19 protein-coding genes, 6 tRNA genes and 3 rRNA genes are annotated in these 25,705 nt (G+C 54.4%); 23 read left to right on the plus strand and 5 right to left on the minus strand.

Annotated elements, in window-relative coordinates:
• Positions 1 to 10: 10 nt before the first annotated feature.
• From AB4P91_RS08510 to hemJ, 3 genes are all read right to left on the minus strand, one after another.
• Positions 11 to 961: a DUF805 domain-containing protein gene (locus AB4P91_RS08510; RefSeq protein WP_150688046.1), complete on the minus strand. Its 951-nt coding sequence runs from the start codon at positions 959 to 961 to the stop codon at positions 11 to 13.
• Positions 962 to 1,040: 79 nt separating this feature from the next.
• Positions 1,041 to 2,009, minus strand: coding sequence for a nitronate monooxygenase family protein (locus AB4P91_RS08515; RefSeq protein WP_150598025.1), 969 nt, complete (start codon positions 2,007 to 2,009; stop codon positions 1,041 to 1,043).
• Between the two features lie 33 nt (positions 2,010 to 2,042).
• Positions 2,043 to 2,471: a protoporphyrinogen oxidase HemJ gene (gene hemJ / locus AB4P91_RS08520; protein ID WP_042561360.1), complete on the minus strand. Its 429-nt coding sequence runs from the start codon at positions 2,469 to 2,471 to the stop codon at positions 2,043 to 2,045.
• A gap of 135 nt (positions 2,472 to 2,606) precedes the next feature.
• Between hemJ and argC the strand changes: the two genes are divergently transcribed.
• Positions 2,607 to 3,641, plus strand: a complete 1,035-nt coding sequence (gene argC / locus AB4P91_RS08525; protein ID WP_150598026.1) for an N-acetyl-gamma-glutamyl-phosphate reductase — start codon at positions 2,607 to 2,609, stop codon at positions 3,639 to 3,641.
• Positions 3,642 to 3,809: 168 nt separating this feature from the next.
• On the plus strand, positions 3,810 to 4,160 hold the full coding sequence (erpA, locus tag AB4P91_RS08530; protein WP_042561358.1) for an iron-sulfur cluster insertion protein ErpA: 351 nt from the start codon (positions 3,810 to 3,812) through the stop codon (positions 4,158 to 4,160).
• Positions 4,161 to 4,235: 75 nt separating this feature from the next.
• Here erpA and AB4P91_RS08535 read toward each other — a convergent pair whose 3' ends face one another.
• Positions 4,236 to 5,327 (minus strand): anhydro-N-acetylmuramic acid kinase, encoded by a 1,092-nt coding sequence (locus AB4P91_RS08535; protein WP_150593742.1) that lies wholly within the window; start codon positions 5,325 to 5,327, stop codon positions 4,236 to 4,238.
• Between the two features lie 3 nt (positions 5,328 to 5,330).
• Complete coding sequence (locus AB4P91_RS08540; protein WP_395604637.1) at positions 5,331 to 6,755, minus strand: peptidoglycan DD-metalloendopeptidase family protein; 1,425 nt, start codon at positions 6,753 to 6,755, stop codon at positions 5,331 to 5,333.
• 212 nt (positions 6,756 to 6,967) lie between these two features.
• Here AB4P91_RS08540 and tyrS point away from each other — a divergent pair, with 212 nt between their 5' ends.
• From tyrS to rpoB, 21 genes are all read left to right on the plus strand, one after another.
• A complete protein-coding gene (tyrS, locus tag AB4P91_RS08545; RefSeq protein ID WP_150601810.1) occupies positions 6,968 to 8,167 on the plus strand; it encodes a tyrosine--tRNA ligase in 1,200 nt (399 codons plus the stop codon).
• 553 nt (positions 8,168 to 8,720) lie between these two features.
• Positions 8,721 to 10,257, plus strand: a 16S ribosomal RNA gene (locus AB4P91_RS08550).
• 82 nt (positions 10,258 to 10,339) lie between these two features.
• Positions 10,340 to 10,416, plus strand: a tRNA-Ile gene (locus AB4P91_RS08555).
• A gap of 30 nt (positions 10,417 to 10,446) precedes the next feature.
• Positions 10,447 to 10,522 (plus strand) — tRNA-Ala (locus tag AB4P91_RS08560).
• Between the two features lie 251 nt (positions 10,523 to 10,773).
• Positions 10,774 to 13,667: ribosomal RNA gene (locus tag AB4P91_RS08565) — 23S ribosomal RNA — on the plus strand.
• 151 nt (positions 13,668 to 13,818) lie between these two features.
• A 5S ribosomal RNA gene (gene rrf / locus AB4P91_RS08570) occupies positions 13,819 to 13,934 on the plus strand.
• Together the 16S, 23S and 5S rRNA genes with 2 tRNA genes alongside form the textbook arrangement of a ribosomal RNA operon.
• Positions 13,935 to 14,066: 132 nt before the next feature.
• Positions 14,067 to 15,020 (plus strand): bifunctional biotin--[acetyl-CoA-carboxylase] ligase/biotin operon repressor BirA, encoded by a 954-nt coding sequence (birA, locus tag AB4P91_RS08575; RefSeq protein WP_395604638.1) that lies wholly within the window; start codon positions 14,067 to 14,069, stop codon positions 15,018 to 15,020.
• Positions 15,010 to 15,762, plus strand: a complete 753-nt coding sequence (locus AB4P91_RS08580) for a pantothenate kinase (RefSeq protein ID WP_150595166.1) — start codon at positions 15,010 to 15,012, stop codon at positions 15,760 to 15,762. The genes birA and AB4P91_RS08580 overlap by 11 nt, the downstream gene beginning before the upstream one ends.
• A 7-nt stretch (positions 15,763 to 15,769) precedes the next feature.
• Positions 15,770 to 16,207: a hypothetical protein gene (locus AB4P91_RS08585; protein WP_150595167.1), complete on the plus strand. Its 438-nt coding sequence runs from the start codon at positions 15,770 to 15,772 to the stop codon at positions 16,205 to 16,207.
• A 144-nt stretch (positions 16,208 to 16,351) separates the two neighbouring features.
• Positions 16,352 to 16,436, plus strand: a tRNA-Tyr gene (locus AB4P91_RS08590).
• Positions 16,437 to 16,461: 25 nt separating this feature from the next.
• Positions 16,462 to 16,535: transfer RNA gene (locus AB4P91_RS08595), tRNA-Gly, on the plus strand.
• Between the two features lie 26 nt (positions 16,536 to 16,561).
• Positions 16,562 to 16,637 (plus strand) — tRNA-Thr (locus AB4P91_RS08600).
• A gap of 84 nt (positions 16,638 to 16,721) precedes the next feature.
• Positions 16,722 to 17,915: an elongation factor Tu gene (gene tuf, locus AB4P91_RS08605; RefSeq protein ID WP_042561351.1), complete on the plus strand. Its 1,194-nt coding sequence runs from the start codon at positions 16,722 to 16,724 to the stop codon at positions 17,913 to 17,915.
• Between the two features lie 53 nt (positions 17,916 to 17,968).
• Positions 17,969 to 18,044, plus strand: a tRNA-Trp gene (locus tag AB4P91_RS08610).
• 45 nt (positions 18,045 to 18,089) lie between these two features.
• A complete protein-coding gene (gene secE, locus AB4P91_RS08615; RefSeq protein ID WP_042561350.1) occupies positions 18,090 to 18,458 on the plus strand; it encodes a preprotein translocase subunit SecE in 369 nt (122 codons plus the stop codon).
• Positions 18,459 to 18,467: 9 nt separating this feature from the next.
• Positions 18,468 to 19,001 (plus strand): transcription termination/antitermination protein NusG, encoded by a 534-nt coding sequence (gene nusG / locus AB4P91_RS08620; protein WP_007916492.1) that lies wholly within the window; start codon positions 18,468 to 18,470, stop codon positions 18,999 to 19,001.
• Positions 19,002 to 19,118: 117 nt separating this feature from the next.
• Positions 19,119 to 19,550 (plus strand): 50S ribosomal protein L11, encoded by a 432-nt coding sequence (gene rplK, locus AB4P91_RS08625; RefSeq protein WP_003210097.1) that lies wholly within the window; start codon positions 19,119 to 19,121, stop codon positions 19,548 to 19,550.
• Entirely contained in the window at positions 19,550 to 20,245 is a 696-nt protein-coding gene (rplA, locus tag AB4P91_RS08630) for a 50S ribosomal protein L1 (RefSeq protein ID WP_042561348.1), read from the plus strand. The genes rplK and rplA overlap by 1 nt, the downstream gene beginning before the upstream one ends.
• Positions 20,246 to 20,443: 198 nt before the next feature.
• Positions 20,444 to 20,944, plus strand: coding sequence for a 50S ribosomal protein L10 (gene rplJ, locus AB4P91_RS08635; RefSeq protein WP_007916479.1), 501 nt, complete (start codon positions 20,444 to 20,446; stop codon positions 20,942 to 20,944).
• A gap of 78 nt (positions 20,945 to 21,022) precedes the next feature.
• The gene (rplL, locus tag AB4P91_RS08640) at positions 21,023 to 21,388 is read left to right on the plus strand and encodes a 50S ribosomal protein L7/L12 (RefSeq protein ID WP_042561347.1); all 366 of its coding nucleotides are present in this window, start codon (positions 21,023 to 21,025) and stop codon (positions 21,386 to 21,388) included.
• A 220-nt stretch (positions 21,389 to 21,608) separates the two neighbouring features.
• A complete protein-coding gene (gene rpoB, locus AB4P91_RS08645) occupies positions 21,609 to 25,682 on the plus strand; it encodes a DNA-directed RNA polymerase subunit beta (RefSeq protein WP_042561346.1) in 4,074 nt (1,357 codons plus the stop codon).
• Positions 25,683 to 25,705 lie beyond the last annotated feature (23 nt).

Consider the following 25,705-nt stretch of genomic DNA (forward strand, 5'->3'; position numbering starts at 1 on the left):
GGAGCGCTGTTCATTCTTGCGCAGAGTCTACAGGGGCCTGCGGCGCTTCGGCTGCTTCGTCGGTGGAATTCGCTGCGGGTGCGTCCTCTACTTCAACCTCATCGGTGGTCACCGAGCCGCTGTCGTAGCTGCTTTCGAGGCTTGTTTCGTACTCCTGCTGGATGGCCGAAATCCCGCCGAGTATCCCGCCCATGAAAAACAACCCGATAAAGACGATCCACAGTGCACTCAAAACCTTGACTGCTGTTGTGTTGGGCGGAGGTGGTGGCCCGTATCGGTTGGCACCGGTATTGCCCGGCACGACCATGATTACAAAAGGGAAGATGCTGCCCACGAATGGGACCAGGGTCAGCAACCACAGCCAGCCGGACCAGCCAATATCGTGCAGGCGTTGCACGGTGAAGAAAATGCTGATGACGATGAGCGCCAAACCCAGAAAGAGCGCGACGATGCCGCCGATGATCAGTCCGCTGGTGGATTCGGCGCTGACCAGCCCCACGGCAATCAGCGCAAAAATGCTGATGATCGGCAGGCTTACCAATGTCACGACCATCGTCCAGGCCAGAAAGCGCAAACGCCCGATCCGCCCTTCCACACCAAGCGGTTTGAGCGGTGCAAACGCTGCGAAGGTTTGACCTACGCTGGCCCGCGGTGGCGCATAAGGCGAGGAGGGTTCTGCCACGGCAGCGGATTGCTCGCGTACGTCCGAGAGGTTCAGCTCGATGGCTGTTTCGGCTTCGATCCGGGCGTCGATCCCGGTTTTGTTCAAGGCTTGCAGGTAGGTCTGCGCATCGCTGTGAGACAGATCTCGCTTGAGTGCCACGGTGCTGCCATTGAACAGCCGCTCAATGCTGGCCACTTCGCTTTTGAACAGATCTGCGAGATTCAGCTTGGCTGTGGTGATATCGACACCGGGCTGTAGAGCTCCGTCGAAAACGATCTTGTAACGGGGGTCGCTCATGGCCGAGGCATCCTTGTCGCGATAGATTGAAAGGTCGTCAGTGTAAGGCCAGCGCGCCGGCGACTGGCCTGATTTTTTCTTAGCGCGGCCAGCGTTGCGGCAACTGCGCGGCATGCTCCTGAGCCTGCCGGTATTCAGTGTCGAGGCGGGCGATCAACTGATCCACGCTCGGCAGATCATCAATCTGCCCGACACCCTGGCCGGCAGACCAGACAGTTTTCCAGGCTTTGGCTTCATCGCTGATCGGCTTTAGCTTTTCGCCGAAATTGACTTCTCCTTTGCCTTGCAGCGTCGCCAGGTCGAAACCCGCGGCCTCAAGGCTTTGGCGCATGAAGCTGGCCGGCACCCCCGACACCGCTGGAGTATGAATGATGTCGGCTGCTTTGGCTGTCAGCAGCATCTCCTTGTAAGCGTCAGGCGCATGACTTTCGGTGGTGCCGATAAATCGCGTGCCGAAGTAGGCCAAATCCGCACCGAGTAATTGAGCGGCCAGAATCTCGTGGCCATGGTTCAAACATCCCGCAAGCAACAAGGTCTTGTCGAAGAACTGACGAATCTCGGCGATCAGCGCAAATGGGCTCCACGTACCTGCATGACCCCCGGCGCCGGCCGCGACGGCGATCAAACCGTCGACGCCGGCTTCGGCGGCTTTCTCGGCATGGCGGCGAGTGGTGACATCATGAAAGACCAAGCCTCCATAACTGTGCACAGCGTCGACCAACTCTTTCACCGCGCCAAGGCTGGTGATCACGATGGGCACTTTATGTTCGACGCAAATATCCAGGTCCGCTTGCAAGCGTGGATTGCTGTTGTGAACGATCAGGTTCACCGCATACGGCGCCGGATTGTCCAGTGTCGCCAGACCCGCCTCGATCTGTTCCAGCCAGGCTTTGAATCCGCTGCTTTCGCGTTGGTTCAGCGCCGGGAAGCTGCCGACCACGCCATTACGACAGCAGGCCAATACCAGTTCCGGGTTGGAAATCAGGAACATCGGTGCCGCCACCACAGGCAGACGCAGGCGTTGTTCGAGCAGAGCGGGCAGCGACATTATGAACACCCCAAAGATTTGTAATGGTTGAAGTTAGAACGGCTTGACCACCACCAGAATTACAATAGCAATCAACATCAGAACCGGCACTTCATTGAACCAGCGATAAAAGACATGGCTGCGGGTGTTCTCGCCACGGGCAAAACGTTTTACCTGCGCGCCGCACATGTGGTGGTAGCCGATCAGCAAGACGACAAGGGTCAGCTTGGCGTGAATCCAGCCGCCCATGCTGAAAATGCTCGGGTTGAGGTAGATCAGCCAGCCACCGAAGATCAGCGTGGCGATCATCGCCGGGCCCATGATGCCGCGATAGAGCTTGCGCTCCATGACGCTGAAACGTTCTTTGCTGATCGTGTCTTCACTCTGTGCGTGATAAACGAACAGTCGTGGCAGGTAGAACAGCCCGGCAAACCAGCACACAAGACTGACGATATGAAACGCTTTGATCCACAGATAGAGCATTTTTAGTTATTCCCAGGTTCACGGTAGTCTGGATAGTAGAGGCTTGAGCGTCCGCACGTCACCTTGACGGTTGTCGCAGGCGCGCGCGGCCCCTATTATCGACGGCTTTCCAGTGGGTTCGTAGAGGGCAGGTTTATGGTCAAGGTCGGTATCGTCGGCGGCACGGGTTACACCGGTGTCGAACTGCTGCGTCTGTTGGCACAGCATCCGCAGGCAGAAGTGGCAGTCATCACTTCCCGATCCGAGGCCGGTCTGGCCGTGGCTGATATGTACCCGAACCTGCGCGGTCATTACGACGGCTTGGCCTTCAGCGTGCCGGACATCAAAACCCTCGGCGCTTGCGATGTAGTGTTCTTCGCCACGCCGCACGGTGTCGCTCACGCGCTGGCGGGTGAACTGCTGGCGGCAGGCACGAAGGTCATCGATCTGTCGGCAGACTTCCGTCTGCAAGACGCTGAGGAGTGGGCCAAGTGGTACGGTCAGCCGCACGGTGCCCCAGAGTTGCTGGATGAGGCGGTGTACGGTCTGCCGGAAGTCAATCGTGAGCAAATCAGGAAGGCCCGTTTGATCGCCGTGCCGGGGTGCTATCCGACCGCTACGCAATTGGGTTTTCTGCCGCTGCTTGAAGCAGGTCTGGCCGACACCTCGCGTCTGATTGCCGATTGCAAATCCGGTGTCAGCGGTGCCGGTCGCGGCGCGGCTGTAGGTTCTTTGTACTCCGAGACGTCGGAAAGCATGAAGGCTTATGCGGTGAAAGGTCACCGTCATCTGCCGGAAATTCGCCAGGGTTTGCGTCGTGCAGCGGGCAAGGATGTTGGCCTGACCTTCGTGCCGCACCTGACTCCGATGATCCGTGGCATTCACTCCACGCTGTACGCGACGGTAGTTGATCGCTCGATTGATCTTCAGGCGCTGTTTGAAAAGCGTTACGCCAACGAGCCGTTCGTTGATGTCATGCCGGCTGGCAGTCATCCGGAAACCCGTAGCGTGCGTGGCGCGAACGTCTGTCGCATCGCAGTTCACCGTCCACAGGATGGCGATCTGGTGGTGGTGTTGTCGGTGATCGATAATCTGGTCAAAGGCGCCTCGGGGCAGGCGGTGCAGAACATGAACATCCTGTTCGGGCTGGATGAGCGTTTCGGCTTGTCTCACGCCGGTATGCTGCCGTAACACTTTAACTCGCACAGTAAAAAGGCCCGTTCAACGGGCCTTTTTGCATTCTGAACAGCTCGTCGGGTTTATTGATATACCGTAACAATAGTTGACCGATTTTCTCGGACAAGCGGATAATGCGCGTCATCACGCATTATGGCGGCGTAACGCCGGGAGATAGTCAGGATGAGCGTCGAATCCTTCACCCCCACGGCTTTGCAATTCACCCAAGGTGCTGCGCACAAGGTGAAGAGCCTGGTCGATGAAGAGGGGAATGATCGCTTGAAGCTGCGCGTATTTGTTACGGGCGGCGGTTGTTCAGGGTTTCAATACGGTTTTACCTTCGATGAAGATGTTGCCGAGGACGACACCATTGTCGAGCGCGAAGGCGTTAGTCTGGTGGTTGATCCGATGAGCTTCCAGTACCTGGCCGGTGCGGAGGTGGACTACCAGGAAGGTCTGGAAGGTTCGCGCTTCGTGATCAAGAACCCGAATGCTTCCACCACGTGTGGTTGCGGCTCGTCGTTTTCGATCTGATCGCACTTCGCTGCAGACAATAAAACGCCGCAGAGCCTCACGGTTCTGCGGCGTTTTTATTGGCCGGCGATCTACTCAGTTGGGGTAGATGGCACCGAGTACACGCAGGCCTTTGGCGCCGGTGACGCTCGGGCGGTTGGCGGCGATGCCTTCGAGGCAGCAATGAGCCAGCCAGGCGAAAGCCATGGCTTCTACCCAGTCAGGATCTACACCGTGAGTGGCAGTGCTGGCGACTTTCGCGTTTGGCAGCAACTCGGCAAGACGATTCATCAGTGTCGCGTTGTGTGCGCCACCACCGCAGACCAACAGTTCGCGGGTATCCGACTGAGCGCTTTTCAGCGACTCAATAATGGTCAGCGCAGTCAGTTCGAGTAACGTTGCCTGTACGTTTTCAGCTGGGTACGCCTGCAGGCTGGCAAGGTGTCGTTCCAGCCAAGGCAGGTTGAACACTTCCCGGCCAGTGCTTTTCGGGCCTTTGGTCACGAAGAATGGATCGCTGAGCAATGCTTTCAGCAGCGCTGGTTCAGCGGTACCGGAGGCTGCCCAATCGCCGTTACGGTCATAATTCTCGCCACGCTGCTGCTGAATCCAGGCGTCCATCAGCACATTCCCAGGCCCGCAGTCGAAACCGGCTACAGGCTTGGTCGGCTCAATCAGACTCAGGTTGCTGAAACCGCCGACATTCAAGACCGCCTGATTACCGCTACGCTCTTCGAACAAAGCTTCATGGAAGGCCGGCACCAGAGGCGCGCCTTGACCGCCGGCAGCGACATCGCGGCTGCGGAAGTCACTGACCACCGTGATCCCCGTCAGCTCTGTCAGCAGGGCCGGGTTACCAATCTGTACGGTGAAACCGCGCGCCGGCTCGTGGCGAATAGTCTGGCCATGGCTGCCGATCGCACGGATAGCTTCAGGTTTGAGCTGTTGCTGGCTGAGGAGGGCATGGATGCCCTGCGCCGCGAGCCTTACCCATTTTTGCTGGGCAATCGCCGAGCGAGCGATCTCGTCGGGGCCGCTTGCGCACAAGCCAAGCAGCTCGGCGCGCAGGGATTCAGGCATGGGAGTGTAGTGCGTGGCGATCAGTTTGATCGCCGTGGTTTGCTCGATCAGGGCGATGTCCAGCCCGTCGAGACTGGTTCCGGACATCACACCGATGTAGAGAGCCATGGCTTATCGCTTGCTCGAAGCCAGCATGGTGGCCTTCTCTTGGTCCATACGCGCCATCAGTGGTTTGCTCTGCGCCAGGAAACGGGCGCGTTCGGCTTTGGCGATTGGATCGGCCATTGGCAGCTTCTGGCCCAGAGGGTCGACGTGAACGCCATTGACCTGGAACTCATAGTGCAAGTGCGGGCCGGTCGACAGGCCAGTCGTGCCGATGTAACCGATCACTTGGCCCTGTTTGACGCTGCCGCCGGTCTTCACACCTTTGGCGAAACCCTGCATGTGGCCGTAAAGCGTACGGTAAGTATTGCCGTGTTGAATGATAACAGTGTTGCCGTAGCCCCCGCGGCGGCCGGCCAGCAGCACTTTACCGTCACCGGCAGCCTTGATCGGCGTGCCGCGCGGGGCTGCGTAATCCACGCCTTTATGGGCGCGGATCTTGTTCAGAATCGGGTGTTTGCGGCCCATGGAGAATTTGGAGCTGATGCGGGCAAAGTCCACCGGAGTGCGGATGAACGCCTTGCGCATGCTGTTGCCATCGGCAGTGTAGTAGCTGCTATTACCCTGTTTGTTGGTGTAACGCACAGCGGTGTAGGTCTTGCCGCGGTTAGTGAAGCGTGCCGACAGGATGGGGCCGGTGCCGACAGCTTTACCGTTAACCACTTTCTGTTCGTAGATCACATCGAATTCATCGCCCTGGCGAATGTCCTGAGCGAAGTCGACGTCGTAACCGAAGACACTGGCCATATCCATGGTCATGCTATGGGAAAGCCCGGCGCGGGCGGCGGATTGCGATAGCGAACTGTTGATTACACCGTGAGCGTAGGCGGTGCGAACGATAGGTTTTGTAGTAACCCGGTTGAAAGCGAAGCCCTTGTCATTCTTGGTCAGGGTGATGGTTTCAACGTCGCTGACCTTGCTGTGCAGGCTTGTCAGTTGACCTTCAGGGGAGAGTTCGAACTCGAGTTTCTGGCCGCGCTTGAGCTGGCTGAACTGTTTAGCTTGTTTGTCGCTGGCCAGAACTTCATGCACGGCGGTTGCAGGCAAACCGACCTTTTCGAACAAGGTTGATAGCGTATCGCCTTTTGCGACTACTACTTCTCGATGGCCGGGGGCTGTAGGTTTTTCAGCGATCGGAGCTGTGGCGGGCGCGACTTCAGCGGTTTGCGGTGCGTTTTCTTCACTGTTTTCGATTTGGGCGAACGGCGAGGCCACAGGCTCATTTGTGGCTTGAGCGGCGTCTGCAGCGTCTTGATCTTGTGTCAGTTGTTCAGCAGGACTTTCCAGTTCAAGGCTCAGGGTTGTCTTTTTGGCTTCTACATCACTGGAAGGAAATACCAGAAGCGCCAGGCTGAGAAGGGCGGCGATTCCACTTGCAGCGAGCAGGTGGGTCTTCGGGTAAAGCGGTGGCGCTTTAGACGGTTCGGTGGTCATAGGTAATTTTGACTTTGAAAAGTAATGAATTGGAAAAGATGAATGACATGATGAAGATGAAATAACTGTATAAAATATAACCAAATCATCTCTGAAGCAAGTCTACAGACATCGCGTCTGTGGATTGGTGTCCGTGCGCCGGGCAAAACTTGTAATTGGTGCGCGATCTTGTATGGTTGGTTCCCTTTGAATCTGAGCCTTGCGGGTCTGTTATGAAGTCGGTTGAAGAGCAGCTAGCGCTGATTAAACGTGGTGCGGAAGAACTGTTGGTCGAGTCCGAGCTGATCGAGAAGCTCAAGCGCGGCCAACCGCTGCGTATCAAGGCTGGTTTTGATCCAACCGCTCCGGATCTGCATTTGGGTCATACCGTGCTTATTAATAAGCTGCGTCAGTTCCAGGAGCTGGGGCATCAGGTGATCTTCCTTATAGGTGACTTCACCGGGATGATCGGTGATCCGAGCGGCAAGAGCGCCACTCGTCCGCCGTTGACTCGTGAGCAGGTTCTGGAAAACGCCGAGACGTATAAAACTCAGGTGTTCAAGATTCTCGATCCGGCGAAAACCGAAGTTGCTTTCAACTCCACCTGGATGGATCAGATGGGGCCAGCGGACTTCATTCGTCTGACTTCGCAGTACACCGTCGCGCGCATGCTTGAGCGCGATGACTTCGACAAGCGCTACACCACCAATCAGCCAATCGCTATTCACGAGTTTCTCTATCCGCTGGTTCAGGGGTATGACTCGGTTGCTCTGCGTGCGGACGTGGAGTTGGGCGGTACCGACCAGAAGTTTAACTTGCTGATGGGGCGTGAGCTGCAGCGTGGTTATGGTCAGGAAGCTCAGTGCATTCTGACGATGCCTCTGCTCGAAGGTCTCGATGGCGTGAAGAAGATGTCCAAGTCGTTGGGCAACTACGTCGGCATTCAAGAGGCGCCGGGCGTCATGTACAGCAAGCTCGTATCGATTCCGGATGCGCTGATGTGGCGTTACTTCGAATTGCTCAGCTTCCGCTCGATGGACGAGATCAATGCGTTGCGTGCAGATGTAGAAGCAGGCGCCAATCCGCGTGATGTGAAAATCAAACTGGCTGAAGAAATCGTTGCGCGCTTCCATGGCGAAGAGGCTGCGGCGAGCGCTCACCGCGCGGCGGGTAATCGTATGAAGGATGGCGAGCTCCCGGATGATCTGCCGGAGATCGAACTGGCTTCTGCTGAAGATATGCCGATTGCCGCCGTCCTTAATAAGGCAGGTCTGGTGAAGAACTCGGCAGCGGCGCGTGATCTTCTGGCGTCCGGCGGTGTGCGTATAGATGGTGAGGTCGTTGACCGCTCCTTTATATATGTAGTGGGTGCGACCCACGTTTGCCAGGCTGGCAAGAAGGCTTTCGCACGTATCACGCTGAAATCTGAATAAAATCGAAAATAGCGGTTGACGGCAGATTCCAGGCGTCTATAATTCGCCCCACTTCCGGCGCAGTCGAAACGGAAAACTCCTTGAGATTCAATGAGTTAAGTAGGTTTCGAGAGCGGGTCGCTTCAGTTCATCGAGGCCTGGAGGGAGTTGAAAGGGCGGTGATGTTCGGCTCTTTTAACGGTTCGATCTTCTCGGTCGAAAGCGGAGAAAAAGAGGTGTTGACAGCAGCGAGTAACGCTGTAGAATTCGCCTCCCGCTAACGAGAGATCGGAAGCGCAAGTGGTTGAAGTTGTTGAAGAATTCTTCGAAAACTTCTGAAAATAATCACTTGACAGCAAATGAGGCTGCTGTAGAATGCGCGCCTCGGTTGAGACGAAAGATCTTAACCAACCGCTCTTTAACAACTGAATCAAGCAATTCGTGTGGGTGCTTGTGGAGTCAGACTGATAGTCAACAAGATTATCAGCATCACAAGTTACTCCGCGAGAAATCAAAGATGTAACCAACGATTGCTGAGCCAAGTTTAGGGTTTCTTAAAAACCCAAAGATGTTTGAACTGAAGAGTTTGATCATGGCTCAGATTGAACGCTGGCGGCAGGCCTAACACATGCAAGTCGAGCGGATGACAGGAGCTTGCTCCTGAATTCAGCGGCGGACGGGTGAGTAATGCCTAGGAATCTGCCTGGTAGTGGGGGACAACGTTTCGAAAGGAACGCTAATACCGCATACGTCCTACGGGAGAAAGCAGGGGACCTTCGGGCCTTGCGCTATCAGATGAGCCTAGGTCGGATTAGCTAGTTGGTGAGGTAATGGCTCACCAAGGCGACGATCCGTAACTGGTCTGAGAGGATGATCAGTCACACTGGAACTGAGACACGGTCCAGACTCCTACGGGAGGCAGCAGTGGGGAATATTGGACAATGGGCGAAAGCCTGATCCAGCCATGCCGCGTGTGTGAAGAAGGTCTTCGGATTGTAAAGCACTTTAAGTTGGGAGGAAGGGCATTAACCTAATACGTTAGTGTTTTGACGTTACCGACAGAATAAGCACCGGCTAACTCTGTGCCAGCAGCCGCGGTAATACAGAGGGTGCAAGCGTTAATCGGAATTACTGGGCGTAAAGCGCGCGTAGGTGGTTTGTTAAGTTGGATGTGAAATCCCCGGGCTCAACCTGGGAACTGCATTCAAAACTGACAAGCTAGAGTATGGTAGAGGGTGGTGGAATTTCCTGTGTAGCGGTGAAATGCGTAGATATAGGAAGGAACACCAGTGGCGAAGGCGACCACCTGGACTGATACTGACACTGAGGTGCGAAAGCGTGGGGAGCAAACAGGATTAGATACCCTGGTAGTCCACGCCGTAAACGATGTCAACTAGCCGTTGGGAGCCTTGAGCTCTTAGTGGCGCAGCTAACGCATTAAGTTGACCGCCTGGGGAGTACGGCCGCAAGGTTAAAACTCAAATGAATTGACGGGGGCCCGCACAAGCGGTGGAGCATGTGGTTTAATTCGAAGCAACGCGAAGAACCTTACCAGGCCTTGACATCCAATGAACTTTCCAGAGATGGATTGGTGCCTTCGGGAACATTGAGACAGGTGCTGCATGGCTGTCGTCAGCTCGTGTCGTGAGATGTTGGGTTAAGTCCCGTAACGAGCGCAACCCTTGTCCTTAGTTACCAGCACGTAATGGTGGGCACTCTAAGGAGACTGCCGGTGACAAACCGGAGGAAGGTGGGGATGACGTCAAGTCATCATGGCCCTTACGGCCTGGGCTACACACGTGCTACAATGGTCGGTACAAAGGGTTGCCAAGCCGCGAGGTGGAGCTAATCCCATAAAACCGATCGTAGTCCGGATCGCAGTCTGCAACTCGACTGCGTGAAGTCGGAATCGCTAGTAATCGTGAATCAGAATGTCACGGTGAATACGTTCCCGGGCCTTGTACACACCGCCCGTCACACCATGGGAGTGGGTTGCACCAGAAGTAGCTAGTCTAACCTTCGGGAGGACGGTTACCACGGTGTGATTCATGACTGGGGTGAAGTCGTAACAAGGTAGCCGTAGGGGAACCTGCGGCTGGATCACCTCCTTAATCGACGACATCAGCTGCTCCATGAGCTCCCACACGAATTGCTTGATTCATTGAAGAAGACGATAAGAAGCAGCCCGAAATTGGGTCTGTAGCTCAGTTGGTTAGAGCGCACCCCTGATAAGGGTGAGGTCGGCAGTTCGAATCTGCCCAGACCCACCAATTTTGTGTGGGAAACGCCTGTAGAAATACGGGGCCATAGCTCAGCTGGGAGAGCGCCTGCCTTGCACGCAGGAGGTCAGCGGTTCGATCCCGCTTGGCTCCACCACCACTACTGCTTCTGACGTATGAAAGCTTAGAAATGAGCATTCCATTGAAAGATGGTGAATGTTGATTTCTAGTCTTTGATTAGATCGTTCTTTAAAAATTTGGGTATGTGATAGAAAGATAGACTGAACGTTACTTTCACTGGTAACGGATCAGGCTAAGGTAAAATTTGTGAGTTACTCTGAATTGAGTATTATCGAATTTTCGGCGAATGTCGTCTTCACAGTATAACCAGATTGCTTGGGGTTATATGGTCAAGTGAAGAAGCGCATACGGTGGATGCCTTGGCAGTCAGAGGCGATGAAAGACGTGGTAGCCTGCGAAAAGCTTCGGGGAGTCGGCAAACAGACTTTGATCCGGAGATGTCTGAATGGGGGAACCCAGCCATCATAAGATGGTTATCTTGTACTGAATACATAGGTGCAAGAGGCGAACCAGGGGAACTGAAACATCTAAGTACCCTGAGGAAAAGAAATCAACCGAGATTCCCTTAGTAGTGGCGAGCGAACGGGGACTAGCCCTTAAGTGGCTTTGAGATTAGCGGAACGCTCTGGAAAGTGCGGCCATAGTGGGTGATAGCCCTGTACGCGAAAATCTCTTAGTCATGAAATCGAGTAGGACGGAGCACGAGAAACTTTGTCTGAATATGGGGGGACCATCCTCCAAGGCTAAATACTACTGACTGACCGATAGTGAACTAGTACCGTGAGGGAAAGGCGAAAAGAACCCCGGAGAGGGGAGTGAAATAGATCCTGAAACCGTATGCGTACAAGCAGTGGGAGCAGACTTTGTTCTGTGACTGCGTACCTTTTGTATAATGGGTCAGCGACTTATTTTCAGTGGCGAGCTTAACCGAATAGGGGAGGCGTAGCGAAAGCGAGTCTTAATAGGGCGTCTAGTCGCTGGGAATAGACCCGAAACCGGGCGATCTATCCATGGGCAGGTTGAAGGTTGGGTAACACTAACTGGAGGACCGAACCGACTACCGTTGAAAAGTTAGCGGATGACCTGTGGATCGGAGTGAAAGGCTAATCAAGCTCGGAGATAGCTGGTTCTCCTCGAAAGCTATTTAGGTAGCGCCTCATGTATCACTGTAGGGGGTAGAGCACTGTTTCGGCTAGGGGGTCATCCCGACTTACCAAACCGATGCAAACTCCGAATACCTACAAGTGCCGAGCATGGGAGACACACGGCGGGTGCTAACGTCCGTCGTGAAAAGGGAAACAACCCAGACCGTCAGCTAAGGTCCCAAAGTTATGGTTAAGTGGGAAACGATGTGGGAAGGCTTAGACAGCTAGGAGGTTGGCTTAGAAGCAGCCACCCTTTAAAGAAAGCGTAATAGCTCACTAGTCGAGTCGGCCTGCGCGGAAGATGTAACGGGGCTCAAACCATACACCGAAGCTACGGGTATCATCTTAGGATGATGCGGTAGAGGAGCGTTCTGTAAGCCTGTGAAGGTGAGTTGAGAAGCTTGCTGGAGGTATCAGAAGTGCGAATGCTGACATGAGTAACGACAATGGGTGTGAAAAACACCCACGCCGAAAGACCAAGGTTTCCTGCGCAACGTTAATCGACGCAGGGTTAGTCGGTCCCTAAGGCGAGGCTGAAAAGCGTAGTCGATGGAAAACAGGTTAATATTCCTGTACTTCTGGTTATTGCGATGGAGGGACGGAGAAGGCTAGGCCAGCTTGGCGTTGGTTGTCCAAGTTTAAGGTGGTAGGCTGGAATCTTAGGTAAATCCGGGATTCTAAGGCCGAGAGCTGATGACGAGTTATCTTTTAGATGACGAAGTGGTTGATGCCATGCTTCCAAGAAAAGCTTCTAAGCTTCAGGTAACCAGGAACCGTACCCCAAACCGACACAGGTGGTTGGGTAGAGAATACCAAGGCGCTTGAGAGAACTCGGGTGAAGGAACTAGGCAAAATGGCACCGTAACTTCGGGAGAAGGTGCGCCGGTGAGGGTGAAGGACTTGCTCCGTAAGCTCATGCCGGTCGAAGATACCAGGCCGCTGCGACTGTTTATTAAAAACACAGCACTCTGCAAACACGAAAGTGGACGTATAGGGTGTGACGCCTGCCCGGTGCCGGAAGGTTAATTGATGGGGTTAGCTAACGCGAAGCTCTTGATCGAAGCCCCGGTAAACGGCGGCCGTAACTATAACGGTCCTAAGGTAGCGAAATTCCTTGTCGGGTAAGTTCCGACCTGCACGAATGGCGTAACGATGGCGGCGCTGTCTCCACCCGAGACTCAGTGAAATTGAAATCGCTGTGAAGATGCAGTGTATCCGCGGCTAGACGGAAAGACCCCGTGAACCTTTACTATAGCTTTGCACTGGACTTTGAATTTGCTTGTGTAGGATAGGTGGGAGGCTTTGAAGCGTGGACGCCAGTTCGCGTGGAGCCAACCTTGAAATACCACCCTGGCAACTTTGAGGTTCTAACTCAGGTCCGTTATCCGGATCGAGGACAGTGTATGGTGGGTAGTTTGACTGGGGCGGTCTCCTCCTAAAGAGTAACGGAGGAGTACGAAGGTGCGCTCAGACCGGTCGGAAATCGGTCGTAGAGTATAAAGGCAAAAGCGCGCTTGACTGCGAGACAGACACGTCGAGCAGGTACGAAAGTAGGTCTTAGTGATCCGGTGGTTCTGTATGGAAGGGCCATCGCTCAACGGATAAAAGGTACTCCGGGGATAACAGGCTGATACCGCCCAAGAGTTCATATCGACGGCGGTGTTTGGCACCTCGATGTCGGCTCATCACATCCTGGGGCTGAAGCCGGTCCCAAGGGTATGGCTGTTCGCCATTTAAAGTGGTACGCGAGCTGGGTTTAGAACGTCGTGAGACAGTTCGGTCCCTATCTGCCGTGGACGTTTGAGATTTGAGAGGGGCTGCTCCTAGTACGAGAGGACCGGAGTGGACGAACCTCTGGTGTTCCGGTTGTCACGCCAGTGGCATTGCCGGGTAGCTATGTTCGGGAAAGATAACCGCTGAAAGCATCTAAGCGGGAAACTTGCCTCAAGATGAGATCTCACTGGAACCTTGAGTTCCCTGAAGGGCCGTCGAAGACTACGACGTTGATAGGTTGGGTGTGTAAGCGCTGTGAGGCGTTGAGCTAACCAATACTAATTGCCCGTGAGGCTTGACCATATAACACCCAAGCAATTTGCGTCGAAAGGCCAGATTGCGGTGTGTGAAGACGAAACGAACCGAAAGTTCGATGTTCACAAAACACCGAAAGCTGTCACATACCCAATTTGCTGAAGCGAGACCACTTGGTCGCGACTCAGTACCCGAATTTCTTGACGACCATAGAGCGTTGGAACCACCTGATCCCATCCCGAACTCAGCAGTGAAACGATGCATCGCCGATGGTAGTGTGGGGTTTCCCCATGTGAGAGTAGGTCATCGTCAAGATTAAATTCCGAAACCCCAATTGCGAAAGCAGTTGGGGTTTTGTTTTGTCCGCAGGAAATGTGCCTGCTTGATTTCTATGCAACGGCCCGGGGCATAGTTATCATTCGGGCCTCATTGTGAGGCGAGACTTGCATGCTGACGTTGTTGAATCTTCTGAAGGATGGACGGTTTCATTCTGGTCAGGACCTTGGCGCTGCCTTGGGAGTTAGTCGAAGTGCTGTATGGAAGCAGCTTCAGCACCTTGAGGCTGAGCTTGGGCTATCAATCCACAAAGTTCGGGGGCGTGGCTATCAGCTAGCTGCTCCGTTGATGTTGCTCGATTCTCTTAAAATGGCTGGAATGAAAGCAGTCTGGCCAACCACAGTCCTGGACTCTACCGACTCCACTAACGCTGAGGCGCTGCGCGCCATTGGCTTGGGGCAAGAGGCTCCATTTTTGGTGCTTGCCGAGAGGCAAACCTCCGGGCGTGGGCGCAGGGGTCGCAAGTGGGTTAGCCCGTTTGCCGAAAACCTTTATTTCAGTCTTGTTCTGCGGATTGATGGAGGTATGCGCCAGCTCGAGGGGCTCAGCCTCGTCGTTGGGCTGGCAGTCTTGCAAACCCTGCGAAAGCTGGGAGTGACTGGCGCCGGTTTGAAGTGGCCCAATGATGTTCTGGTTGGCAATAAGAAGATTGCCGGCATCCTGCTCGAACTGGTTGGAGATCCGGCGGATGTCTGTCACGTGGTTCTGGGCATAGGCGTTAACGTAAATATGCAGGTTGCAGAAGAGGTTGATCAGCAATGGACGTCCATGCGGCTTGAGACCGGTAAAAGCTGTGATCGCAATATTCTAGTGGCTGAGTTGGGCGAGCAATTGCTGGCATACATACAGCGCCAACAAATAGATGGTTTCTCGGCTCTTCAGGCTGAGTGGGAAGAAAATCATTTGTGGCAAGAGCGATCGGTGTCCTTGATTGCTGGTGTCAGTCAAATAGATGGAGTAGTGCTCGGAATTGATAATCAGGGTGCGCTGCGATTAAAGGTGAATGGCGTGGAAAAGGTCTTTAGTGGCGGCGAGCTCAGTCTGAGGTTGCGTGATGATTCTTGAGCTCGACTGCGGAAACAGCTTCATAAAATGGCGAGTGCTGAGTGGTGCTGAGGCTGTTGGGTTGGTCGCGGAGGGGGTGGTTGATTCGGACCTGGCGCTCTGCGAAAGCTTGCGCGATCTGAGTGGGCTGTCGCTAAGACGTTGTCGCATGGTGAGTGTTCGTACTGTTGCGGAGACTTGTGCCTTAATTGAGATGCTTGAGCGAGACTTCGGTGTTTCGGTTATCTGTGCGAAGCCTGCTCGTGAAATGTCAGGTGTTAGAAACGGTTACGAAGATTACGAGCGGCTAGGGCTGGATCGCTGGTTGGCCATGCTGGGTGCTTTCCATCTGGCTAAAGGCCCATGTCTCGTGCTGGACTTTGGTACAGCAGTGACGGCGGATTTTATCGCGATGGATGGGGATCATCTTGGTGGGTTCATTTGTCCTGGAATGCCGTTGATGCGCAACCAGTTGCGCACCCATACTCGAAAAATTCGCTATGACGATGTTGCCGCTGAGCGTGCGCTGACAAGCCAGGCGCCTGGGCGAAGTACTGTTGAGGCTGTAGAGCGTGGATGCTCATTGATGTTGAGGGGGTTCGTGCTTACCCAGTTGGAAATGGCGCGATCCTATTGGGGGGAGGGCTTCACTGTATTTATTACAGGTGGCGATGCGGATCTGGTTGCAGGTGTAGCGCCCGGGGCCAAGTTTGTTCCCGATCTTGTATTCGTCGGTTTAGCTGTGGCGTGTCCTTTGTCTTGAGGTATGTATGCGTTGGATGTTCCTGCTGCTTCTTGTTCTCAATATTTTCTACTACGTCTGGCACCAACAGGAAGCGCCATTGCGGGCAAAGGACGTAACGCCGTTGAGTTTGTACAAAGGTTCGCAGCAGGATATTCGTCTGCTGAGTGAAGGGGGAAGGGCCTCCAAGGAGAAGTCTGGTCCGCAAAGAACTGAAAGTCAGTGCCTGTATCTCGGTGGCTTTGCCCGTCAGGAGGTGGTTGCGGTGCTAGGCGAGCGTTTGGCTCAAATGGATATCAAGGCTCAGCCATCGCTTGAGGGTTCTCCTACGGCGGGTTTCTGGATGCGTATTGCACCTGAAAGCCAGCGTTTGCTGGGGGATGCGCAGTTGCAAAACCTTTCCAACGAATTCAATGAGTTAAAACATAAAATAATGCGGTGTGAGGGGGTTGCACCTGCTGAATAGTTTGAATAGAATGGCGCCCGCTCCGCAGTGAAGACCTTTCAAGGGTTGACGAAGTAGAGTGACGTCAAAGCAGCTAACCTCAGGTTTTTAAATGAGAAATTGCTTGACAAGGGTTTGGCATAGTATAGAATGCCGGCCTGATTAGGAGGGGTTCCCGAGCGGCCAAAGGGATCAGACTGTAAATCTGACGTCTACGACTTCGAAGGTTCGAATCCTTCTCCCTCCACCAGATTTGAGCGTGAGCTGCAAGCTCTGCGGGTATAGTTTAGTGGTAGAACCTCAGCCTTCCAAGCTGATGATGCGGGTTCGATTCCCGCTACCCGCTCCAAGTTTGCAGGTTGTGCAAAGTGTTACGCTCTTGTAGCTCAGTTGGTAGAGCACACCCTTGGTAAGGGTGAGGTCAGCGGTTCAAATCCGCTCAAGAGCTCCATATAACAAGGCAGATATGAAAATATCTGCCTTTGTTTTAATGGCTTTTGTTGTTTGCTTAATTTTTCTGATAGGGGTGATATCGATGGCTAAGGAAAAGTTTGATCGTTCCCTACCGCACGTCAACGTTGGGACCATCGGTCACGTTGACCACGGTAAAACCACTCTGACTGCTGCTCTGACTCGCGTTTGCTCCGAAGTTTTCGGTTCCGCAATCGTTGACTTCGACAAGATCGACAGCGCCCCGGAAGAAAAAGCTCGCGGTATCACCATTAACACCGCGCACGTTGAGTACAACTCGCTGATCCGTCACTACGCTCACGTTGACTGCCCAGGTCACGCTGACTATGTGAAGAACATGATCACCGGTGCTGCCCAGATGGACGGCGCAATCCTGGTTTGCTCGGCCGCTGATGGTCCGATGCCACAAACCCGTGAGCACATCCTGCTGTCCCGCCAGGTTGGCGTTCCGTACATCGTGGTCTTCCTGAACAAGGCTGACCTGGTAGACGACGCTGAGCTGCTGGAGCTGGTTGAGATGGAAGTTCGCGACCTGCTGTCCACTTATGACTTCCCAGGCGACGACACTCCGATCATCATCGGTTCGGCTCGTATGGCTCTGGAAGGTAAAGACGACAACGAAATGGGCACCACTGCCGTTCGTAAGCTGGTTGAGACTCTAGATACCTACATTCCGGATCCGGTTCGCGTAGTAGACAAGCCGTTCCTGATGCCGATCGAAGATGTATTCTCGATCTCGGGTCGGGGTACTGTTGTAACTGGCCGTATCGAGCGCGGTATCGTTCGAGTTCAGGATCCGCTGGAAATCGTTGGTCTGCGTGACACTACTGTCACCACCTGCACCGGTGTTGAAATGTTCCGTAAGCTGCTCGACGAAGGTCGTGCTGGTGAAAACTGCGGCGTGTTGCTGCGTGGCACCAAGCGGGACGACGTAGAGCGTGGCCAGGTTCTGGTTAAGCCGGGTTCGGTTAAGCCGCACACCAAGTTTGAAGCAGAAGTTTACGTTCTGAGCAAAGAAGAAGGCGGTCGTCACACTCCGTTCTTCAAAGGCTACCGTCCACAGTTCTACTTCCGGACCACTGACGTGACCGGTAACTGCGAACTGCCGGAAGGCGTTGAGATGGTAATGCCGGGCGACAACATCAAAATGGTTGTCACCCTGATCAAGACCATCGCAATGGAAGACGGTTTGCGTTTCGCCATCCGTGAGGGCGGTCGTACCGTCGGTGCTGGTGTCGTAGCTAAAATCATCGAATAAGCGGTTGTAATGTATTTTTCGGGCCGGCATAATGGTCGGCCTGATTTTGTTTTAGGTCAGTAGCTCAATTGGCAGAGCGACGGTCTCCAAAACCGTAGGTTGGGGGTTCGATTCCCTCCTGACCTGCCAGATTCACTCGGTGTGTCTGGCTTTCTTTTCACAGGATCTTCATAGATGACTCCTAAGGCTGAAGCACAAAGCTCTCGCTTCGATCTGCTCAAGTGGCTTGTAGTAGTCGCTTTGGTAGTTGTAGGCGTCGTTGGCAATCAGTATTACGCTGCTTCGCCGATCCTGTACCGTGTACTGGCTTTGCTTGTCATTGCTGCTGTAGCTGCCTTTGTAGGCCTGCAGACTGCGAAGGGCAAGTCTTTCTTTGTACTGGTTAAGGAAGCTCGTACCGAGATTCGTAAAGTCGTGTGGCCAACTCGCCAAGAAACCACGCAGACCACCCTAATTGTGGTGGCTGTTGTTCTGGTTATGGCGTTGCTGTTGTGGGGGCTTGATTCCCTGCTCGGTTGGCTTGTTTCCTTGATTGTCGGCTAAGGGTGTCCCGTGGCTAAGCGTTGGTACGTTGTGCATGCTTACTCGGGCTACGAGAAGCATGTCATGCGCTCGCTCGTTGAGCGAGTAAAGCTGGCTGGCATGGAAGATGGCTTCGGCGAAATTCTGGTTCCCACTGAAGAAGTGGTTGAAATGCGTAATGGCCAGAAGCGCAAAAGCGAACGTAAATTCTTTCCAGGCTATGTGCTGGTACAGATGGACATGAACGAGGGTACTTGGCACTTGGTCAAGGATACTCCTCGGGTGATGGGTTTTATCGGCGGTACTGCTGATAAACCTGCGCCGATTACTGATAAAGAAGCGGAAGCAATTCTGCGTCGCGTTGCTGATGGTAGCGACAAGCCTAAGCCGAAGACTCTCTTCGAGCCAGGTGAAACAGTACGAGTCAACGATGGGCCATTTGCTGATTTCAATGGTGTCGTTGAAGAAGTTAACTACGAAAAGAGCCGGATCCAGGTGGCGGTGCTCATTTTCGGTCGCTCTACCCCGGTAGAGTTGGAGTTCAGTCAGGTCGAAAAGGTCTAGCTGAGCAAGCATCCCAACCCCGCAGCCTTAGGCTGTGGGGTTTTGTCGTCACTGGGATATACGCGCAAGTAACCGGGGAGCCTTTCGAGGCGTTTGAACCCGTAATTGGAGTGCCTCATGGCCAAGAAAATTACCGCTTACATCAAGCTGCAAGTGAAGGCCGCTCAGGCTAACCCAAGCCCACCTGTTGGTCCTGCTCTGGGTCAGCACGGCGTGAACATCATGGAGTTCTGCAAGGCTTTCAACGCCCGTACTCAGGGTATTGAACCAGGTCTGCCGACTCCAGTGATCATCACTGTCTACAGCGACCGTAGCTTCACTTTCGAAACAAAATCCACCCCTGCTTCGGTATTGCTGAAGAAGGCGGCCGGTCTGACCAGCGGTTCCGCTCGTCCTAACACCGTTAAGGTTGGCACTGTTACCCGTGCTCAGCTGGAAGAAATCGCGAAAACCAAAAACGCGGATCTGACTGCAGCTGATATGGATGCAGCCGTGCGTACTATCGCCGGTTCTGCTCGTAGCATGGGCCTTAACGTGGAGGGTGTGTAATGGCTAAGCTGACCAAGCGTCAAAAGGCTATCGCCGGCAAAATCGAAGCAGGCAAGGCCTACAACATTGTAGACGCCGCTGCTCTGCTGGCTGAGCTGTCGACTGTCAAGTTCAGCGAGTCGTTCGACGTTGCTGTAAACCTGGGTGTAGACCCGCGTAAATCTGACCAGGTTGTTCGTAGCGCTACTGTGCTGCCACACGGCACTGGCAAGACCGTTCGCGTTGCTGTGTTCACCCAGGGTCCTGCTGCTGAGGCCGCTCTGGCTGCCGGCGCTGACCGTGTAGGTATGGACGACCTGGCTGCCGAAATGAAAGGCGGCGACCTGAACTATGACGTAGTGATCGCATCCCCGGATGCCATGCGCGTTGTAGGTCAGTTGGGTCAGATCCTTGGTCCACGTGGTCTGATGCCTAACCCTAAGGTTGGTACTGTAACTCCAGACGTAGCTACTGCGGTTAAGAACGCAAAAGCTGGTCAGGTTCGTTATCGCACTGACAAAAACGGCATCATTCACACTTCCGTTGGCAAGATGGGCTTCGACGCCGTCAAGCTGAAGGAAAACGTTGAAGCCCTGATCGCTGATCTGAAGCGTATCAAGCCAGCTTCTTCGAAAGGTATCTACGTCAAGCGCGTTACCCTGAGCACCACCATGGGCCCAGGTCTGATCATTGATCAGAGCTCGCTGGACGCGTAAGACAAAAATTGGCGCGGTTATTCGCGCCAGTTGAAAGATTGGGGTCCCTGCCTGGCGGGGGCTATCCAAGACCGTAGGCGACGCAAGTCTTAAACCATAAGCCTACGCAGATGGTGCTCCCGGTTCCTTACCGAATCAGACACCAAAACGACATTCGGTTTCGATCGAATGAAACGGTAACAAGCAGGAGTTAAACCCGTGGCAATTAATCTCGAAGACAAGAAGGCCATCGTCGCTGAAGTCAACGAGGCTGCCAAAGTCGCTCTGTCCGCTGTCGTGGTTGATGCACGTGGCGTAACAGTAGGCGCAATGACCGGACTCCGTAAAGAGGCTCGTGAAGCTGGCGTTTACGTACGTGTTGTACGTAACACCTTGCTCAAGCGCGCTGTTGCTGACACTGAATACAGTGTTCTCAACGACGTGTTCACCGGCCCGACCTTGATTGCATTCTCCAACGAACATCCTGGCGCTGCTGCCCGTTTGTTCAAGGAATTTGCCAAAGGTCAGGATAAGTTCGAGATCAAGGCAGCTGCGTTCGAGGGCAAGTTCCTCGCAGCTAATCAGATCGACGTGCTGGCAAGCCTGCCGACCCGTGACGAAGCAATTTCTCAGCTGATGAGCGTGATTCAAGGCGCTACCAGCAAATTGGCTCGTACTCTGGCGGCACTTCGCGACCAGAAAGAAGCAGCTGCAGCTTAAGGCTCAGCGTTTCAACTCTCGCGTATTTTTGTTTATTTCGATGGCCTGCAGGCTGTCCCCCAATTCAGGAAATAAGTCATGTCTCTGACTAACGAACAAATCATCGACGCAATCGGCGAAAAATCGGTTCTGGAAATCGTTGAGCTGATCAAGGCAATGGAAGAGAAGTTCGGCGTATCCGCTGCCGCTGCTTCTGCTGGTCCAGCTGCTGCTGCCGCTGTTGTTGAAGAGCAAACCGAGTTCAACGTTGTTCTGCTGGAAGCTGGCGAGAAGAAAGTAAACGCCATTAAAGCAGTTCGCGAGCTGACCGGTCTTGGCCTGAAAGAAGCCAAAGAGAAAGTAGACGGCGCTCCTCAGGTTGTTCTGGAAGGCGTTTCGAAAGAAGCTGCTGAAGACGCCAAGAAGAAGCTGGAAGAAGCAGGCGCTAAAGTCGAGCTGAAGTAAGCATCGACTTTGCTCCTCCAGCCCGAGCGTCAAGCGACAGGCTGATGGCTGGTGGCTCTTGCCACCGGCCTTTTTCCGTTATTGGCAGCCGACTGGGTCGGTGCTGATAACGTGCTGTAACCACCCGATGTGGTGGAGCAAACCATGGGGTTTGCACGATTTTCTGGCTGCTCCCGTCGGGAGGGGCCAAACAAGCAGGTGACCAAGCTGGGGAACGCTGATGGCTTACTCATATACTGAGAAAAAACGTATCCGCAAGGACTTTAGCAAGTTGCCGGACGTCATGGATGTGCCTTACCTCCTGGCCATCCAGCTGGATTCGTATCGTGAATTCTTGCAAGCGGGAGCGACTAAAGATCAGTTCCGCGACGTGGGCCTGCATGCGGCCTTCAAATCCGTTTTCCCGATCATCAGCTACTCCGGCAATGCTGCGCTGGAGTACGTCGGTTATCGCCTGGGCGAGCCGGCATTTGATGTCAAAGAATGCGTATTGCGCGGTGTAACTTTCGCCGTACCTTTGCGGGTAAAAGTGCGCCTGATCATTTTCGACAAAGAATCGTCGAACAAAGCGATCAAGGACATCAAAGAGCAAGAAGTCTACATGGGTGAAATCCCCCTGATGACTGAGAACGGTACCTTCGTAATCAACGGTACCGAGCGTGTAATCGTTTCCCAGCTGCACCGTTCCCCGGGCGTGTTCTTCGATCACGACCGCGGCAAGACGCATAGCTCCGGCAAACTGCTGTACTCCGCGCGTATCATTCCTTACCGCGGTTCGTGGTTGGACTTCGAGTTCGATCCGAAAGACTGCGTATTCGTGCGTATCGACCGTCGTCGCAAGCTGCCGGCATCGGTACTGCTGCGCGCGCTCGGTTATACCACCGAAGAAGTACTGGACGCGTTCTACACCACCAACGTATTCCACCTGAGCGGCGAAACCCTCAGCCTGGAACTGATTGCATCGCGTCTGCGTGGTGAAATTGCCGTTCTGGATATCCAGGATGAAAAAGGCAAGGTCATCGTTGAAGCGGGCCGTCGTATTACTGCGCGCCACATCAACCAGATCGAAAAAGCCGGTATCAAGACGCTGGAAGTGCCTCTGGACTACGTCCTCGGTCGCACCACCGCCAAGGTCATCGTGCATCCGGCCACCGGCGAAATCCTGGCTGAGTGCAACACCGAGCTGAACGTTGAGATCCTCGGCAAAATCGCCAAGGCTCAGGTTGTTCGCATCGAGACCCTGTACACCAACGACATCGACTGCGGTCCGTTCGTTTCTGACACGCTGAAGATCGACTCCACCAGCAACCAATTGGAAGCGCTGGTCGAGATCTATCGCATGATGCGTCCAGGCGAGCCGCCAACCAAAGACGCAGCCGAAACCCTGTTCAACAACCTGTTCTTCAGCCCTGAGCGTTATGACCTGTCTGCGGTCGGCCGGATGAAGTTCAACCGTCGTATCGGTCGTACCGAAATCGAAGGTTCGGGCGTGTTGTGCAAGGAAGACATCGTCGCGGTACTGAAGACTCTGGTCGACATCCGTAACGGTAAAGGCATCGTCGATGACATCGACCACCTGGGTAACCGTCGTGTTCGCTGCGTAGGCGAAATGGCCGAGAACCAGTTCCGCGTTGGCCTGGTACGTGTTGAGCGTGCGGTCAAAGAGCGTCTGTCGATGGCTGAAAGCGAAGGCCTGATGCCGCAAGACCTGATCAACGCCAAGCCAGTGGCTGCGGCGGTGAAAGAGTTCTTCGGTTCCAGCCAGCTGTCTCAGTTCATGGACCAGAACAACCCGCTGTCCGAGATCACCCACAAGCGTCGTGTATCTGCACTCGGCCCTGGCGGTCTGACTCGTGAGCGCGCAGGCTTTGAGGTTCGTGACGTACACCCGACGCACTACGGTCGTGTTTGCCCGATCGAAACGCCGGAAGGTCCGAACATTGGTCTGATCAACTCCTTGGCCGCCTATGCGCGCACCAACCAGTACGGCTTCCTGGAAAGCCCGTACCGCGTGGTGAAAGACGCATTGGTTACCGACGAGATCGTGTTCCTGTCCGCCATCGAAGAAGCTGATCACGTGATCGCTCAGGCTTCGGCCGCGATGAACGACAAGAAAATGCTGATCGACGAGCTGGTAGCTGTTCGTCACTTGAACGAATTCACCGTCAAGGCGCCTGAAGAAGTCACCTTGATGGACGTTTCGCCGAAGCAGGTAGTTTCGGTTGCAGCGTCGCTGATCCCGTTCCTCGAGCACGATGACGCCAACCGTGCGTTGATGGGTTCGAACATGCAGCGTCAGGCTGTACCAACTCTGCGCGCTGACAAGCCGCTGGTCGGTACCGGCATGGAGCGTAACGTAGCTCGTGACTCCGGCGTTTGCGTCGTGGCTCGTCGTGGCGGCGTGATCGACTCCGTTGATGCCAGCCGTATCGTGGTTCGTGTTGCTGATGACGAAGTTGAAACCGGCGAAGCTGGTGTCGACATCTACAACCTGACCAAGTACACCCGCTCCAACCAGAACACCTGCATCAACCAGCGTCCGCTGGTGCGTAAAGGTGATCGGGTTCAGCGTAGCGACATCATGGCTGATGGTCCGTCCACCGATATGGGTGAGCTGGCACTGGGTCAGAACATGCGCATCGCGTTCATGGCCTGGAACGGTTACAACTTCGAAGACTCCATCTGCCTGTCGGAACGAGTTGTTCAAGAAGATCGCTTCACCACGATCCACATTCAGGAACTGACCTGTGTGGCGCGTGACACCAAGCTTGGGCCAGAAGAAATCACTGCGGACATCCCTAACGTGGGTGAAGCTGCACTGAACAAACTGGACGAAGCCGGTATCGTTTACGTAGGTGCTGAAGTTGGCGCAGGCGACATTCTGGTAGGTAAGGTCACTCCGAAAGGCGAGACCCAACTGACTCCGGAAGAAAAACTGCTGCGTGCAATCTTCGGTGAAAAAGCCAGCGACGTTAAAGACACCTCCCTGCGTGTACCTACCGGTACTAAAGGTACTGTCATCGATGTTCAAGTCTTCACCCGTGACGGCGTTGAGCGTGATGCTCGTGCTCTGTCGATCGAGAAGACTCAGCTGGACGAGATCCGCAAGGATCTGAACGAAGAGTTCCGTATCGTTGAAGGCGCGACTTTCGAACGTCTGCGTTCCGCTCTGGTAGGCCACAAGGCTGAAGGCGGCGCAGGTCTGAAGAAAGGTCAGGACATCACCGACGAAGTGCTCGACGGTCTTGAGCATGGCCAGTGGTTCAAGCTGCGCATGGCTGAAGATGCTCTGAACGAGCAGCTCGAGAAGGCTCAGGCCTACATCGTTGATCGTCGCCGTCTGCTGGACGACAAGTTCGAAGATAAGAAGCGCAAACTGCAGCAGGGCGATGACCTGGCTCCAGGTGTGCTGAAAATCGTCAAGGTTTACCTGGCAATCCGTCGTCGCATCCAGCCGGGCGACAAGATGGCCGGTCGTCACGGTAACAAAGGTGTGGTCTCCGTGATCATGCCGGTTGAAGACATGCCGCACGATGCCAATGGCACCCCGGTCGACGTCGTCCTCAACCCACTGGGCGTACCTTCGCGTATGAACGTTGGTCAGATCCTCGAAACCCACCTGGGCCTCGCGGCCAAAGGTCTGGGCGAGAAGATCAACCGTATGATCGAAGAGCAGCGTAAAGTCGCAGAACTGCGTACTTTCCTGGACGAGATCTACAACCAGATCGGCGGTCGTAACGAAGATCTGGACAGCTTCTCCGATCAGGAAATCCTGGATCTGGCGAAGAACCTGCGTGGCGGTGTTCCAATGGCCACCCCAGTGTTCGACGGCGCCAAGGAAAGCGAAATCAAGGCCATGCTGAAACTGGCAGACCTGCCGGAAAGCGGCCAGATGCAGCTGACTGACGGCCGTACCGGCAACAAGTTCGAGCGTCCAGTTACCGTTGGCTACATGTACATGCTGAAGCTGAACCACTTGGTAGACGACAAGATGCACGCTCGTTCTACCGGTTCGTACAGCCTGGTTACCCAGCAGCCGCTGGGTGGTAAGGCACAGTTCGGTGGTCAGCGTTTCGGGGAGATGGAGGTCTGGGCACTGGAAGCTTACGGTGCCGCTTACACTCTGCAAGAAATGCTCACAGTGAAGTCGGACGATGTGAACGGCCGTACCAAGATGTACAAAAACATCGTGGATGGCGATCACCGTATGGAGCCGGGCATGCCCGAGTCCTTCAACGTGTTGATCAAGGAAATTCGTTCCCTCGGCATCGATATCGATCTGGAAACCGAATAACACGTGACGCGAATCGAGAGCGG

The organism is Pseudomonas sp. B21128, from assembly GCF_044218865.1.
Lineage (GTDB): Bacteria > Pseudomonadota > Gammaproteobacteria > Pseudomonadales > Pseudomonadaceae > Aquipseudomonas > Aquipseudomonas iridis.